The sequence below is a fragment of the Allobosea sp. Root381 genome (genome assembly GCF_001429395.1).
Lineage (GTDB): Bacteria > Pseudomonadota > Alphaproteobacteria > Rhizobiales > Beijerinckiaceae > Allobosea.
On record NZ_LMJT01000002.1, the window covers coordinates 85809 to 100752 of the forward strand.

Genomic DNA, 14944 nt, shown 5'->3' on the forward strand with positions numbered 1-14944 from the left:
CGAGGGGAGAATAGGCAGGGGTTAGGAGGGCGGGGATAAGTTTTCGACGGAACCGCGACGCCTCTTCCCTTCTCCCGGATGGGAGAAGGTGGCGCGGAGCGCCGGATGAGGGCCTGCCGTTGCGATAGAGGGCTCAACGGCTCCGTCGCGCTTCGATCGCCGGCGGCGGTCCCTCACCCCTGCCCCTCTCCCATCCGGGAGAGGGGTTTCCCGCGCCTTTTGCCCAAAACGCTGCGCGCTCCCACCTTTTCCCGCGGGAGCAGTAGGGAAAAGCTGTCGCGCCTCAGGCTCCGCCCGACTTCATGATGCGGGCCTTGTCGCGGTTCCAGTCGCGGTTCTTCTCAGTCTCGCGCTTGTCGTGGAGCTTCTTGCCGCGTCCGAGGCCGAGCTCGACCTTGGCCCGGCCCTTCTCGTTGAAGTAGACCTTCAGCGGGATCACCGTGTAGCCGTCGCGCTGGATCGCCCCCATCAGCTTGTTGATCTGGCGGCGATGCAGCAGCAGCTTCCGCGGACGCTTGACGTTGTGATTGAAGCGATTGGCCTCGAGATATTCCGGGATATGCGCGTTGAACAGGAAGAGTTCGTCGCCCATCGGGCCGGCATAGCTCTCCCCGATCGTCGCCTTGCCGCCGCGCAGAGACTTGATCTCGGTGCCCTGCAGCGCGATGCCGGCCTCGAGCGTCTCGGTGATCTCGTAATTGTAGCGCGCCTTGCGGTTGTCGGCGGCGAGCTTGTAGCGGTCGGGATCGGGCTTTTTCATGGTTTCCGGCTGCGCCGGGGCGCAATGGTCAGTGAGGCGCGACCTGAGGTCCCGATTCCGGATCGGTTCTCAAGCCGCTGATTGAATTTCGCTTTTCGGCGAATCCCGGCGCCCTTTCGGCCGCCGGGTCCCGCCTGCGCCTTTACTATCTAGGCATTCAGCAGGCCGGCGAAAACCATCGCCTCGCGAATGACCTTGCCGGTGGCGGGGGTGACCGGCAGCAGCGGCAGGCGCACCTCCTCCTCGATGCGGCCAAGCAGGCCGAGGCCATGCTTGGCGCCGGCGAGGCCGGGCTCCTTGAACACCGCGTCGTGCAGGGGCACGAGCCGGTCCTGGACCTTCAGCGCACCCGCATAGTCACCCTTCTGCACCGCCGTCATCAGCTCCGCGCAAAGCTGCGGAGCGACATTAGCGACGACCGAGATGCAGCCATGGCCGCCCGCCGCCATATAGGCCAGCGCGGTCATGTCCTCGCCCGAAAGCTGGATAAAATCCGGCCCCATGGCGTGGCGCTGCTGCGAGACGCGGGCGAGATTGGCGGTCGCGTCCTTGACCCCGGCGATGTTCTTCAGCTCGTAGAGCCGCGCCATGGTCTCGACCGACATGTCGACGACCGAACGCGGTGGGATGTTGTAGATGATGATGGGCAAGCCGACCGCATCGTTCACCGCCTTGAAGTGCTGGTACATGCCCTCCTGGGTCGGCTTGTTGTAATAGGGCGTCACCACCAGCAGGGCGTCGGCACCTGCCTTCTCGGCATGGATCGCGAGATCGATCGCCTCATTGGTGCTGTTCGAGCCGGCGCCGGCGATGACCGGCACCCTGCCCTTCGCCTGCGCGACGACGATCTCGACCACGCGCTTGTGCTCGTCATGGGAGAGCGTCGGGCTCTCGCCGGTGGTGCCGACCGGAACCAGGCCCTTCGAGCCGCTCTCGATCTGCCAGTCGACCAGGGCGCGCAGCGCGTCCTCGTCGATTTTGCCAGCTTTGAACGGCGTCACCAGAGCGGGGAGCGAACCGGAGAAGGCTGGATGCTTGGTCATGAGAGTGCGGTCCTGACGCGAAAAGGCCATTTTCGGGGTGTCACACATAAACCGTCCCCATCCGCAGGCAAAGCCGGCAGCCGATTTAAATGCATCGGCTCGTAGTTAAGCCTTCTTAAACCGGCCTTGGCGAGCATCGCAGGCTGACATCAGACCGTGGAGACCAACGCCATGGCCATGCCCGCAGCCTGCCTCCGGCTGATCCGTCTCGCCGTGCCGCTGCTGCTCGCCGCCCTGCCCGCGCGCTCGGCCGAGGAAGTCCTGGGCCCCGTGCAGCAGGCCAGCGTCGCAACGCCGACCGTCGCGCCCAGTGCGGCCAAGACCACCCCTGAAACGCCCGCCCCTGAGACGCCCACGCCCGAGGCGCCGGCCCCCGAGGGGCCTGCTCCCGCGACGCTTGCTCCCGAGACGCTTGCTCCCGAGACGCCTGCCTCTGCAACCACGGCGCCAGAGATCACCGCGTCGATAACCTCCCCTCCTCCCGCTCCTCCCGCCCCCATCAATCCGCTGGAAGATGCCGTCCGGCTCGAGCGCATCAAGGCGGCGATCGGCGCCTATCGGCGCGGCGCGCTCGCGGAGGGGGACGCGATCGCGGCGGAAAGCGACGATCCTGCCGCCAAGGCGCTGCTGGAATGGGCCGCGCTGCGCACCGGGGCCGGCCCGATCCCGTTCGCGCGGTTAGAGGCCTTCCTGCGCAACCATCCCGACTATCCGGCGACGGGAATCGTCCGGCGCCGCGCCGAGGCGCGACTGATCGCCGAGAAGAAGGCACCGGCCGCGGTCCGCGCCTTTTTCCAGAGCGAGGCCCCGGTCACCCCGGCCGGGCGGATTGCGCTCGCGCTCGCTCTCAAGGCGGGCGGTAAGGCGCAGGAGGCCGCAACCCTGATCCGCCAGAGCTGGCGGCAGGACAATTTCAGCCCGGCGCTCGAGAAGCTCGCCCTCGACGCTTTCGGCGATGCCCTGACGCGTACCGACCATCGCCTGCGTACCGAGCGCCTGATCTTCGCCGAAAGCGCGACAGCGGCGCTGCGTAACGCCGCCCGCGTCTCGGCCGATTACGTCGTGCTCGCCAAGGCCCGGCTCGCCAGCGCCAAGTCGCGCCAGCCAATCGCGGCCAAGCTGATCACCGCCGTGCCGGTCTCGCTGCGTAGCGACCACTCCTATTCCTTCCTGCTGGCGCAGCAGGCCAGGCGCGCCGGCAATCCGGAGGAAGCCGCCAAGACGCTGGCCGACGTGCCGCGCGACCCCGGATTGCTCGGCGACGGCGACGAATGGTGGACCGAGCGGCGGGTGATCGTCCGCCAGCTCCTCGACGACGGCGATGCCGCCACCGCCTATCAGGTCGCCGCCGGCCATGGCGCCGAGGACGCGGCGGCGCGCATCGACGCCGAATGGCATGCCGGCTTCATCGCGCTGCGCTTCCGCGACCAGCCCGGCCTCGCACTGGAGCATTTCCGCGAGGCCGCCAGCATCGCCGAGACGCCGATCTCGGTCACGCGCGGCGCCTATTGGGAGGGCCGCGCCTGGGAGGCCATCGGCCGGGCCGACAAGGCCAGGGCAGCCTTCGAGCGGGCGGCCGAGCACCCGATCGCCTATTACGGCCAGCTGGCGCGGGCGCGGCTCGGCCTGCCGGACCTGCCGCTGCGGCGGGCGGAACCGGCCTCGCTGATGCATCTGCCGGGCTATCAGGGCGTGCACGCGCTCTACCGGATCGGCGAGCGCGAGCTCGGGGCGCAGCTGCTGCTCGACCTCAGCCAGCGCCTGGAGAGCACCGAGGCGCTTGAGGCGCTCGCCGCCATCGGCCAGCGCGAGGACGATACGCGCACCCTTCTGGCGCTCGGCAAGATGTCCCTGCAGCGCGGTTTCCCGCTCGACATGGCGGCCTTCCCGACCAGCGGCGTGCCGGACTTCCCCGTGCTGGGAGACCCGATGGAGCGCGCCATCGTCCACGCCATCGCCCGGCAGGAGAGCGCCTTCAACCCGACCGCTGTCTCGCATGCCGGGGCGCGCGGGCTGATGCAGATGATGCCTGCGACCGCCCGCGAGACGGCGCGGCGCGCCAACCTGCCCTTCGACTGGCCGCGGCTGGGGCAGGATGCGCTCTATTCCGCCCAGATGGGCGCAGCCCATCTCAACGACCTGCTGAAGGACTGGCGCGGCTCCTACATCCTGACCTTCGCCGCCTACAATGCCGGCTCCGGCAACGTGAAGAAGTGGATCGACGCCTATGGTGATCCGCGCAAGCCCGAGGTCGACGCGGTCGACTGGATCGAGCGCATCCCCTTCTACGAGACGCGCAACTATGTGCAGCGGGTGATGGAGAACCTGCAGGTCTACCGTCACCGGCTGAACCAACGCACCGCCTATCTGATCGACCACGACTTGAAGCGCGGCGGCCGGCAGGATTAGATCGTTCCGAACTCGCCCGCCTCGCGGAGCCTTCGTCCTCGGCGAGCCGGCCGGAGGCTCGCTCAGCCCTCATCCTGAGGAGCCATTCCGCTGGAATGGCGTCTCGAAAGATGCTCCAGGACGCTCAGGTGACATCTGGAGCATCCTTCGAGACGCCGCCTTCGGCGGCTCCCCAGGATGAGGGCTCGAATTTCATGCCGGTCTCTCGAGGGCTATGGATTTGACGACGCATTCGGACACCGGCTTCAGCCCGCTCTTCATCAGCGCCCGCGACGGGTTGAAGCTGCATGCGCGCGATTACGGCCCCCTCGCCGCCACGGCGCTGCCGGTGGTCTGCTTGCCGGGCTTCGCCCGCACGGCGGCCGATTTCCATGAACTCGCGCTCGCGCTCGCCAAAGACGAGGCGAAGCCCCGGCGCGTGCTCGCCGTCGATTATCGCGGGCGCGGCCTCTCCGAATACGACCGCGACTGGAAGAACTACGACATCCGGATCGAGCTCGACGACCTGATGCAGCTGCTGGTCGCCGCCGGCATCGAGGGCGCGGTCTTCGTCGGCACCTCGCGCGGCGGGCTTTTGACCATGGCGATGGGCGCGGCGCGGCCGGGCGTCATCAAGGGCGTGGTGATGAACGATATCGGCCCGGTGATCGATGCCCGCGGGCTTCTGCGGATCAGAGGCTATGTCGGCAAGCTGCCGATGCCGCGCAGCTTCACGGAAGGCGCCGAGATCCTGAAGCGCCTCTCCGACCAGCAGTTCCCGCAATTCGGCGACGCCGAATGGGAGATGATGGCGCGCCGCACCTGGACCGACCGCGACGGCCGCATGCGCTCAGACTACGACCCGAACCTGATGAAGGTACTGGAGGAGCTCGACCTGGAAGTGCCGCTGCCGGTGCTGTGGAGCTATTTCGACGGGCTGAACGGCGTGCCGGTGCTGGCGATCCGCGGCGCCAATTCCGACCTGATGGCCGAGAAGACGCTGGTCGAAATGGGCCAGCGGCACCCGGATTGCGAAACCTTCGTCGCGCCCGGACAGGGCCATGCGCCCCTGCTCGGGACGAAGGACATGGTGCGCCGGATCGGCCGACTCGTCGCGCGGGCCGAGCGGCGCGCCGCCTGAGCCGCCTCAGGCGGCAGGCTTGTCGATGGCGGCCTCGGCCGGCTTCGGCACTTCTGCGTCGCCGCTGCCGGCCGCCAGCTGCTTCGACTGCCCGACCCAATCCTCGCGCTCGATCCGGCCCGGGAAGGCCAGATAGCTGCCGACCCATTCGACGTTGCGGGGCGTCCAGGCCGCGATCTGCTCGAAATGCCAGATGCCGAGCGCGTGCAGCTTGGCCTCGTTCTGCTCTGCGACGCCCTTGATCAGCTTGAGATCGTCGGGCTTCCCGGCGCGTGCGGCGGCGAGGCCGGCGGGACGCTCCCCGGGGATCGTGACCTCACCCTCCACCGGCGGCAGCGCCGCGGCGGGAACAGCGGCCGGGACCGCCTCGGCAGGAGCTGCGGCGACAGCGGCTTCACCGGCGCTCCGCGTGCCGCGCAGCAGGGCGGCCGCCACGCAGCCTGCGACATAGACAGCCGAAAACAGCAGCGCCGTTTCGATCCAGGTCGCCGGTGCGCCGTTGACGATCTGCAGCCACGTCAGGCCGGCGCCCAGCGCCCAGAGCGCCGCGAGCCAGCCGGCGCCCCCTCCGAACAGGCGCAGCTTGCCGCCGTCATGGCCGATCCAGCCCATGACGAGGCCGAGCACGAAGGCGGCGGCGAGGAACCAGACGAACTGGCTTGCGAGATAAAGCATGTCCGTCCCCCCTTACTTCGCGACCGTGAACTGAACGCGCCGATTCGTCGCCTTGGCCTCGGTGGAGCCGTGCGGCACCAGCGGCCGCTCGACGCCGAAACCGCGCGTCGCGAGCTGCGCCGGGGCGATGCCGCGCCGGATGAGCTCGTCGCGAACCCGAAGGGCGCGGCGCGCCGACAGGTCTAGATTGTCGAAGCCGGCACGTTCGCCGTCGCTGTTGGCGTGGCCCTCGATGGTGATGGCCGAGCCCGGGCACTGCTTCAGGATCGCCGCGGCTTGCGCGATCACGCGCTCTGTCGGCGGGTCGAGCGCCATGACCGAGGTTCCCTGCGCGAAGAGCACCGAATTGCTCTTCGTCAACGCATCGAGATCGTTCTGACAGGTCGACGGCGGCTCGAGCATGCAGCCGGTCTGGCGGAGCGCGATCGCGGTATCCGTGCGAACTCCCGCCGGGAGGCCGGTGGCAGCGCTGGTCTCGACCTCGCTCTTTATGAGGTCGCGGCAGGTGAGCCCGCGCAGGGTTACGAGATCATCCGCGAGATTTGCCGTGCCCATGTCGAGCCGCAGCAGATTCGTCACCGCGACTTTTGCAGCGGCGTCGAAGCCTTCGGGCGCGCCGGGCACGATCTGCGTCGTATCGGCGAGCCTGCCCTTGAGCGGCGAGGCCTCTACCAAGGCGTGCAGCGCCTCGCGCACCTGCAGATCCGGCAGATAGCCGGACAGGCTCAGCCCGGTCCGGTCGGCGGACAGCGACAGGACATAGGGACGCACCGCAATCGACGCGGCGCCGCCCTGGCCGATGCTCAGCCCGGCCGGCAGGGGCTGGCGGCGCAGCGCGGCATCCAGTTCCTGCCAGGCCGCGACGTTGGCGACGTCACCCGACAAGCCGAGCACGGCCCCCGCAAGCGAGACCGAACCCTGCTTCAGCTTGTCGAGCAGCTCGAGCGCAAAGCCGGTCGCCGCTGCGTAATCGGGCTCCGCCCGCAGATTCGGCTCCAGAGCAAGCTGGTCAGAGACTGTGCCGGAAAACAGGCTGCGCGCCTGCGCGACGAGTGCGTCGCGGGCAGCCTGGTCCCGAACCATGCCTTTCAGCGCCACCGCGCCTTCGGCCCGCGTCGCGCTCCAGGCCAGCGCCACAAGCGCAGCCGGTTGCTGCGCCTGCGCGGGAGGCGCAGGAGGCGCAGGAGGAGCGCTCGGCTGAGCGACGGCGCCGGGAGCCGGCGGCTTGGCCGGAAGGTCGGAGGGCAGGAAAATCGGAGCCGGTATCTCCGGCAGCGGCGGCATCAGGCTCTCGATCGGCGGCTGCGGCGGGCAGGCGATGGTGGCCTGCGCGACCGAATCCGGCCCGTCGCCCTGGGCGATCTGCAGGCGCAGCGCCTGGCAGGCGGTAAAGGTCTCCGGCCCGTCGCCCGAGAGAGCATAGACATCGCCCGACAGTTCCGCCTTGCCCCGGCGCAGCCGGGCGAGATCCCCGACCGCCCGGGTGACCTTGGCGAGGAACGCCGCGGGCTCGCCTGCCGCCGGCTTCATCTGGTCGTCGATGCCGATGGGGCCCGGAAAGGCGCGGCGCAGCAGCGTCAGGATCTGCTGGTGCACCGCATCGGACGGATAGAAGCCTGTCAGGCGCAGCGAATCCGCGGCCAGCTTTTCGGCGCCCCAGCGATAGGGAGAGACGACGGGCGGCTCGAGCGCGCAGGCGACGGGTTGGAAGCCGTCGCGGGCGAGCGAGGCCGTCGCGGTCTGCAACGCGAGGAAATGCTCCGGGCTCCCGGCCCTGCCCTCGATGCAGAAACGCATATCGTCGAGCGCGATCTTGCCGGACGAAAGCTTCGGCAACTCGGCCAGCACCGCCCGCGTCATGGCGTCGAACCCCGCGGGCGCGCCGAAAGCCAGTCTCTGGCTGTCCTCGATCTTAACACCGGGCAGCGCGGCAGTGGCCGCGGCTACATTGGCCCGCCCCGTCGCATCGTCGGGCACGAAGCCGCCAAGCGTGACGACATTGCCTTCGCGGCTGGCCGACCAGCTATAGGGCTTCTGCGCGACGACCTGGGAGAGGCCGCCGAGCGCCCGGCGGACGCCGAATTCGGCGCGCAGCCGCGCCACCGCCCGCGTAGCGCCGTCGGCCGACAGCGCCTCGCCGCTGATGGCGACGTCGCGGCCCTCGACCTGGGCGACGATCGGGCGTGCGCCGGGCGCCTCGCCGGCGACCGCTGCCGCCGCCTCGACCGCTCTCCGGCCGACATCCAGCTCGATCGCCGGGCCAAGAAACAGGTTTCCGGCACCCCAGAGCAGGGCCAGCGGCACCAGTCCCCAAAGCCAACGTCCCGGCTGCGTCATCCCATTCCCCCGAAGCCCTGTCCGGCTCGCTCCCATACGGAAGAAAGCCGCCTCGCCCGGAACCAGAAGCTACACGGTTTCAGGCTCTTGAAGAACGCCGCTCATCTCCGGGCTCATCTCGCGTCCCACCGTTAGCCGTGGAATCGCGATCCGTGCCCCAAATATGACGGCCTGCTTTAGAAGGCGTGTCGCGACGCGGCTGTCAACCGTCCCGAAAACCAGCGGGCCAGCTGCGGTTCGCGGCAGATCGGCGCGCTTCGAAGCGGCGCCTCCCCGCTGCACGCGATCCTCGGCAAGTTGACGATGCAAGGCGGTTCGCGGGGTCGAGACCACGGCTGCGGCCTGCGATCCGCCGCTGGTCCCAAACAAGAAAAGCCCCGGGTTTCCCCGGGGCTTCCGACTAGGATCGCTTGAGACGATCAGAAGTCGCGCTGGATGCGCAGACGGCCGGTGAAGGCGTCGTCCGACTTGCGGGTGCGGACGGTGGGCGCACCAAGAGCAACGTCCTTCAGATCCGCCACGCGAGCGCCGAACTCGACGCGCTGGTAGAGAACCTCGACGCCGATGTCCAGGCCGGAAACCGGCGACCAGACGACGTTCGCGCCGACGGTGAGCTCCTTCGGGTCGAGCGAGCCGAGAACGCCCAGGATGTTCGTCCGGGGGGTGTCGAGCTCGGAGTACGAACCGTACACGTCGGTGCGGATCGTGGGGGTCCAGAAGTGACGGAGGCCCGCAACGATGCTGAAGCCCGAAATCGACTTCGCATTGCCGAGGTTGTCGAACGCGTAGTTCGCGAGGAGCGTGGAGCCCCCGACGCGGCCGACGCCGACGCTGTTGCCCCAACCGAGATACTCGATCGCGCCATCGGCGTAAGCAGCCTGCAACCAGATATGGTCGCCAGCGGCGAGCATCGGCAGGTTGATCTTCGCGCCAGCCTGGATGGCCCAGCCGGTCTCTTCACGCTTCACGCCCGTGCCGGGATTGAAGGTGCTGCGGTTGCCGAAGGCACCCGACAGCTGAGCAGAGCCCCAACCCTGATCGACGCGCAGCGAAGCGACGAGATCCGGATAGGTGCTGCCGGCGTTGGTGCCGATGAGGGTCTGCGCCTGGGCCGTGGTCTTCGGATCTTCGATCGAGATCGTCGCGCTGAAGCCGCTGCCGAAGGTCGCGGTGTAGGCCAACAGGTGCGGCGAACGATCCGAGGTGCGGACCGTGTGGAAGCCGAGGTCGTTGGCGTAGAAGTCGAAGAACGACTGCGCGCGACCAGCGGTGATCGGGCCGAACTGGACGAAGGCCTTGTCGAGGTTGACCGTCGGGTCGCCCAGAGCGGCGCCCGGGGTGATCGCGACGCGACGACCGTTGTTGTGCGCGCCGACCGTGTTGGTCACGTCGTAGCGGATGAAGGTGCGCAGCGTGCCATAGGCAGTCGCGGTGCGGGCATCGAGGTTCAGACGACCGCGAACGCGGGTGCCGTAACCGTCCTGACCACGCGACCAACGCTCGCCGATCTCGTACTCAGCGCGCAGACGGCCGCCGATGCGGAGGCAGGTGTCGGTGCCGGGGATGTAGAAGAAGCCGGCGCCATAGGCCGAGCAAACGCGAACGTATTCGACCGGAGCGGCCTTCCGCGAGGGAAGGTCGGCGGCCTGAGCCCCGGCGACCGCGGCGATGCCGGCGGCGGAACCGAGGAGGAGGCTCTTAACGAGCTTCATTGGTAACCTCCAAAAGAGTTTCGAGACCCTCGGGCTTCGGCCTGTCCTTGTTGGTGATCGGCCCCAGGAGACCCTACCACCGAACCTGCCTATTCCCGGCCTTTCGCCCGCGTCCCCGAACCATTCAGAGGCGAAGGCGAAAAACAGCGACCGGGAACGTCCCGACGCAGGACAACCATACGAGCGCCGCAGTGCCGATCAACCTCGATCACGCCACCGCGAGGTTCCGAAGGGCGCTTTGGACCCCGGTGTTGCAGGCAGGTCACGCTTTGACCGCCGAAATTTACGAGCGGTTAACCGCACCCCGCCGGCCGGGCCTGTTTCGAGGCTTTCCAAAACCGGATTCTTCACAGGCAGGGCCTGTGAGCCCGCCTGTGGAAAGCGAATCTGATTCTCTCCGGGGGCGGCCCGCTCAGTATTCCCACTCGGCACCGATGCCGACCGAGGCGCTGCCGTCCGCGCCGGTGTCCGCCTGCAGCTTGAGCCGGCGCGTCACGTCGATTCCGACTGAAACGCCGCTATCCTCGGGTTTTGCGCCCGCCTTGAAGCCGACGGAGACGTTGTCGCCGATATAGCGCGACACCCCGACGGTGGGCCCGCCCGCGCCCATCTGGATGTCGAGATTGTCGACCCCGAGGGATTTGCGCAGGCGCTCGAACGAATCGTCGCCGCCGCCGCCGGCGAACTGCGCCGCGGCTTGAGCCAGTTGCAGCGCCTGGAAGGGCGACAGCGAACCGGAGGCCCGCGCGAACAGCAGGCGCGAGAGCACCTCGTCCTGCGGCAGCTCCGGCGTCGAGGCGAAGACGAATCGCGGCGCGTCGGCCGGCCCGCTGACGATGACGCGGGCGGTGACGTCGGAGGCGCGGGTTTCGGCGACGAAGTCGAGCTCCGGCATGGTGCCGCCGGTGAAGGTCAGGCGGCCGCGGCTGAAGTCGAGGCGCTGGCTCAGCACGCTGAGACGGCCGCGCCGCAACTCGAAGCCGCCGTCGAGGGCGGGCGCCGCCAGCGTGCCGCCGACGCGAATCTCGCCGCCGAGCTCGGCATCGATGCCGCGGCCACGGATGAAGACGCGGCTCGGCGCGGAGACGGTGAGCGCGAGCGCGGCGTCGAAGGCGGGAGCGGGCCGGCCGCCCCGCGTCGCCTGCTGGCGCGCCGCTCGCTTCTGCTCGGCGAGGCGGGCGGCGGCGGTGCCTGTCGCCCTGACATGCTTGATGCCCTCGACCGGCCGCAGCGAGGCCGGCAACCGGTCCGGCACAGCTACGTCGAGCGAGAGCACGTCGATGCGCCCGCCGATCCGGGGACGCCGTGCCAGCGGGCCGCCGATCTCCATGTTGAGATTGGCGACCGCCGTGACGATGCCGCTGGAAACGAGCTGCGCGCGGTTGCCCTGGATGCGGATCTGCCCGGGGAAGCCGTCGGCAGGGTCGAGCTCCAGCCGGCCGCTCGCCGAAAGCGTCCCACCATTGGGCGTGCGGGCAGATGCGCGCTCGATCGTGAGGTTCTCGCCATTGGCGGCGATGCGCGCCTCGATGGCCGTCAGCCGCACGCCCTGCAATGCGTCGGTGAAGCTGCCATTGGCAAGCGTGGCCGAACCGCTGAGGCGCGGCGCCGCGGCGGTGCCGGTCGCACGCAGGTCGAGCGCGACCGTGCCGGTGAGCCTGCGCCCCTGCGGCGCCAGCATCGGATTGGCCAGCACGGCGTCGAGACGGCCCTGCGCGGCGAGTTCGAGCACGCCGGCGGCGTTCAGCGGAGCAGTGCCGCGAACGGTCAGGCTGGCGTTGCGGCCGGCATTCACAGTGGCGTCGACGCTGGTCTCGTCACCCTTCAGCTCGCCCTTGGCGGCGATCTCGACCGGCGGCAGGCCGGCCTGGCGGGTCTCAGGTGTCGCCAGCCGGGCGATGCGGAGGCTCCACGGGCCGGTCGGCGCGGCGGCCGTGCCGCCGATCGTCGCCTCGGCGTTCAGCGTGCCGGCGAGGTCGAGCTTCGGGGCGAGGATGCGGACGGCGGAGAGGGGTATGTCGCGGGCGGCGAGGTCAAGGTCGAGCGCCTCGCCCGCCTTGCCGTCCAGCGTCAGGCGGCCGTTCTCGATCGCCAGCGCCAGCCCGGCGATCTCGATGCCGCCGGCGGGAAAGCTGAAGGTCGCGGGATTGGCGAGCGCGATGCGGCGGCCGTCGCGGCGGGCATCGAAGGAGGCGAGTTCCAGCCTGAGCGGCTCGCCCGGCACAAGGCGCCCTGCCCCGCTTAGTGCGAAGCCGCGCGCGGCCGCGCTCAACGTGAAGGCGCTGGCATCCGGCGCGCCCTTCGAGTCGAAGCGCAGCGCGGTAAAGGTTTCGCCCGCCAGCACGGCACGGTCGATGGCGATCGCCGCATCGAGCAGCGGGCGGCCGTAGATGTCGGAAGCGGCTGCCGTCGCATCGAGCCTGTCGATGGCGACGGACGGCCCCGCGAGCTTGGCCCCCTTCGCCTTCAGCTCCAGATTCTGCCGGCCCTCGACCACGGCGAGCGCGATGTCGGCATCGAGCTGGCCGCCGATCTTGGTGAGCGCCAGGGCCGAGAGATCGTCCAGATTGCGCGCCGCGAGGGTGATGCGGCCGGCGGCGCGGCTCGCCGGATCGAGGGTCAGCGCGCCGTTGAGACGAACCGAGCCGATGGCGATGTCGAGCGCCGAGAGGTTCCAGCCATCGCCGGGCATACGCGCCAGCGCGACCGTGCCGGTGGCGGGCTTGGCGTCGATCTCGCCGTTCAGCGTCAGGCGGGTATCGAGCGCGCCCTGAAGGTCGCGGATCACCGCGTCGATGGCGAGACGCGGGATCGGACGGGCTAGCGCCGTGGCATTGGCGATGGCGATGCGCGCCGTCGCATCGAGCTTGTCGCGCGGGCCGGTGATCTGCGCGGTGACGTCGCCCTTGCCGGAGAGTCGCGGATCGGCTCGTCGCAGATCGGGCATGGCCAAAGCGAGGCGCAGATCCGAGGCCTGCACGCCGATGCCGCCATCGGCGGTGAAGGCGGCGTGCTCGCCGGCCAGGCGCAGCCCCGCCACGGTCAGGTCACCGGCGAGCGAGCGGACCTGGCCGGCCAGGGTGAGCCTGCCGGCGAGCAGGCGGTCGAGCGTCGCGTCGCCGGTCGAGAGCCGCTCGCCCCTGCCGCTCAGCGTCGCTCCGTAGTCATTCAGGCGCGGCGTGGCGTCGATGTCGGCGCCGAGCTCGGCTCGGCCGGCGAGCGAACGCCCTGCGAGCCCGCTCAGCCGGGCGAGATCGGGCAGCACCGCCTCGAGCCGGCCGAGCACGCGCGGGTTGCCGGCCTTGCCCTTGTAGTCGAGCTCGACGCCCGACATGGCGAGGCGCAGCGTCTCGAAATCGGCCGTGCCGTCATCCTGGGCGGTGCCGCGCAGCGTGAAGGTGACGCGCTCGCCGATGGCGCGGGCGAGCGCGCGGTCGGCCAAGACGATGCCCGCCGCCTCGCCATCCGCCGTCAGCGCGATGCGGGTTCCGGGCTCGCCGATCGTGCCGGTCGGCGTGGCGTTGAAGGTCGTGGCGAGCCGCGCGAAGCTGCCGGCGGGCAGTTTCGCGTCCTCGGCCTCCAGCTTGGCGACAACGGTCGGACCGGCCACCGGCCCCTTGATCGTGGCGTCAAAGGCGAGCTTGGCGATCTCGGTTCCCGAGGCGACGGTGCGGCCCTCGGCATTGGGGCGCGCGGCGGCCGTGACGCGCAGATCGAGCGTCTTGTCGGCATTGTAGCGGCCGAGCACGTCGAGCCGGGCGAGCGCCGAGACCAGGGCGAGGTTGCGGATGTCGATACCGCCGCCATCGGCGAAGCCGACCGAGCCGTCGAGCCGCGTCGAGCCGGCGAAGACCGGGGCGACGGGAGCGGGCATCAGCCCCTCGATGCGGGCGTCGAGACCGAGCACGAGTTGGCGCTCGGCGCCGGCGCGATCGAGCCGCGCCTCGCCCCTCGCTCCGATCGTCGGGCCCGCGGTGAAGTTGAGGCTCGAACCGAAGGAATCGAGCGGCCCGTCGCCGCCGAGGGAGAGCTGCACGGGCGGCTCGCCGGGAAGGCCGGCGACCTTCGCGATCAGCCCGCCCTGCGGTTCGTCGAGCTTGATCCCCAACCGCAATCGCGTGGTGTCGGGGACGAAGCTCACATTCACGTCGAACTCGCCGCCAGCATCGAGCCGCCGGGCCTGGAGCTTGAGGTCGAGGCCTTCATTGGGCGGTCCGAGCGTCGCCGAACCGGTCGCAGCCAGCCGCGCCGCGACGCCGAGGACCGACTCGCCGAGCACCAGTTCATTGAGCTGGAAGGCGCGGACGATCACCTTCAACGGCAGTTCCGGCAGGATCGGCGCATCGCTCGGCGGGGCGGCGCCGGCGGGCTGTGGCGCCTGCTTGCGCAGCAGTTCCAGCTTGCCGATCTCGAGCCGGTCGATGTCGAGGCGCCGCAGCAGCAGCGCGCTGCGCGTCCAGATCAGGCGGGCGCGGTCGAGCCGCAGCCAGGGGCCGTCGCGATCCGACAGCACGATGTCGCGGATCTCGACATCGGAGGAAAGCGCTCCGTTGACCTGCCCGATCGAGACCTGGCTGGTGTCGCTCGACAGTGCCTTCGAGATCAGGTCGGCGACGACGCCGCGATCGGTCTGGGCGTTCTGGGCGAAGCCGCCGAAATGGGCCGAGGCCAGGAAGCCGACCGTGAGCAGCAGCGCGAAAAGCGCGAGGCGGCGGGCGAAGATGGGGCGGCGTGCCACTCCCACGTCGTGATCCCGGACAGGCCGCGCCGGCGGCACCGATCCGGGAGCCATCGTAAGGCTCCGCGCCCTGGGATGGATTCCGGATCTCCGCTTGGCTGCGCCCGCAATCCATCCCAGGGCGCGTTGGGCCAGCTGCGTCACGATCCT

The 14944-nt window shown here is 69.7% G+C and carries 8 protein-coding genes; 2 read left to right on the forward strand and 6 right to left on the reverse strand.

Going from position 1 to position 14944, the window contains the following annotated elements; all coding sequences use genetic code 11:
* Window positions 1-283 precede the first annotated feature (283 nt).
* Window positions 284-760, reverse strand: coding sequence for an SsrA-binding protein SmpB (gene smpB, locus ASE63_RS04015; protein WP_056796944.1), 477 nt, complete (start codon window positions 758-760; stop codon window positions 284-286).
* Window positions 761-909: 149 nt separating this feature from the next.
* On the reverse strand, window positions 910-1803 hold the full coding sequence (dapA, locus tag ASE63_RS04020) for a 4-hydroxy-tetrahydrodipicolinate synthase (protein ID WP_056797108.1): 894 nt from the start codon (window positions 1801-1803) through the stop codon (window positions 910-912).
* 171 nt (window positions 1804-1974) lie between these two features.
* Here dapA and ASE63_RS28705 point away from each other — a divergent pair, with 171 nt between their 5' ends.
* Both ASE63_RS28705 and ASE63_RS04030 read left to right on the forward strand, forming a co-directional pair.
* On the forward strand, window positions 1975-4212 hold the full coding sequence (locus ASE63_RS28705) for a transglycosylase SLT domain-containing protein (protein WP_056796948.1): 2238 nt from the start codon (window positions 1975-1977) through the stop codon (window positions 4210-4212).
* A gap of 220 nt (window positions 4213-4432) precedes the next feature.
* Window positions 4433-5332 carry an alpha/beta hydrolase gene (locus ASE63_RS04030; RefSeq protein ID WP_156410178.1) on the forward strand — a complete coding sequence of 300 codons (900 nt, stop codon included), beginning with the start codon at window positions 4433-4435 and terminating at the stop codon, window positions 5330-5332.
* 6 nt (window positions 5333-5338) lie between these two features.
* On the opposite strand, the gene ASE63_RS04035 is transcribed toward ASE63_RS04030, so the two are convergent.
* From ASE63_RS04035 to ASE63_RS04050, 4 genes are all read right to left on the reverse strand, one after another.
* A complete protein-coding gene (locus ASE63_RS04035) occupies window positions 5339-6007 on the reverse strand; it encodes a hypothetical protein (protein WP_056796954.1) in 669 nt (222 codons plus the stop codon).
* Window positions 6008-6019: 12 nt separating this feature from the next.
* A complete protein-coding gene (locus ASE63_RS04040; protein WP_156410179.1) occupies window positions 6020-8344 on the reverse strand; it encodes an OmpA family protein in 2325 nt (774 codons plus the stop codon).
* Window positions 8345-8763: 419 nt separating this feature from the next.
* Complete coding sequence (locus ASE63_RS04045; protein ID WP_056796961.1) at window positions 8764-10056, reverse strand: porin; 1293 nt, start codon at window positions 10054-10056, stop codon at window positions 8764-8766.
* Between the two features lie 412 nt (window positions 10057-10468).
* Window positions 10469-14794 carry a translocation/assembly module TamB domain-containing protein gene (locus tag ASE63_RS04050; RefSeq protein WP_056796963.1) on the reverse strand — a complete coding sequence of 1442 codons (4326 nt, stop codon included), beginning with the start codon at window positions 14792-14794 and terminating at the stop codon, window positions 10469-10471.
* Window positions 14795-14944 lie beyond the last annotated feature (150 nt).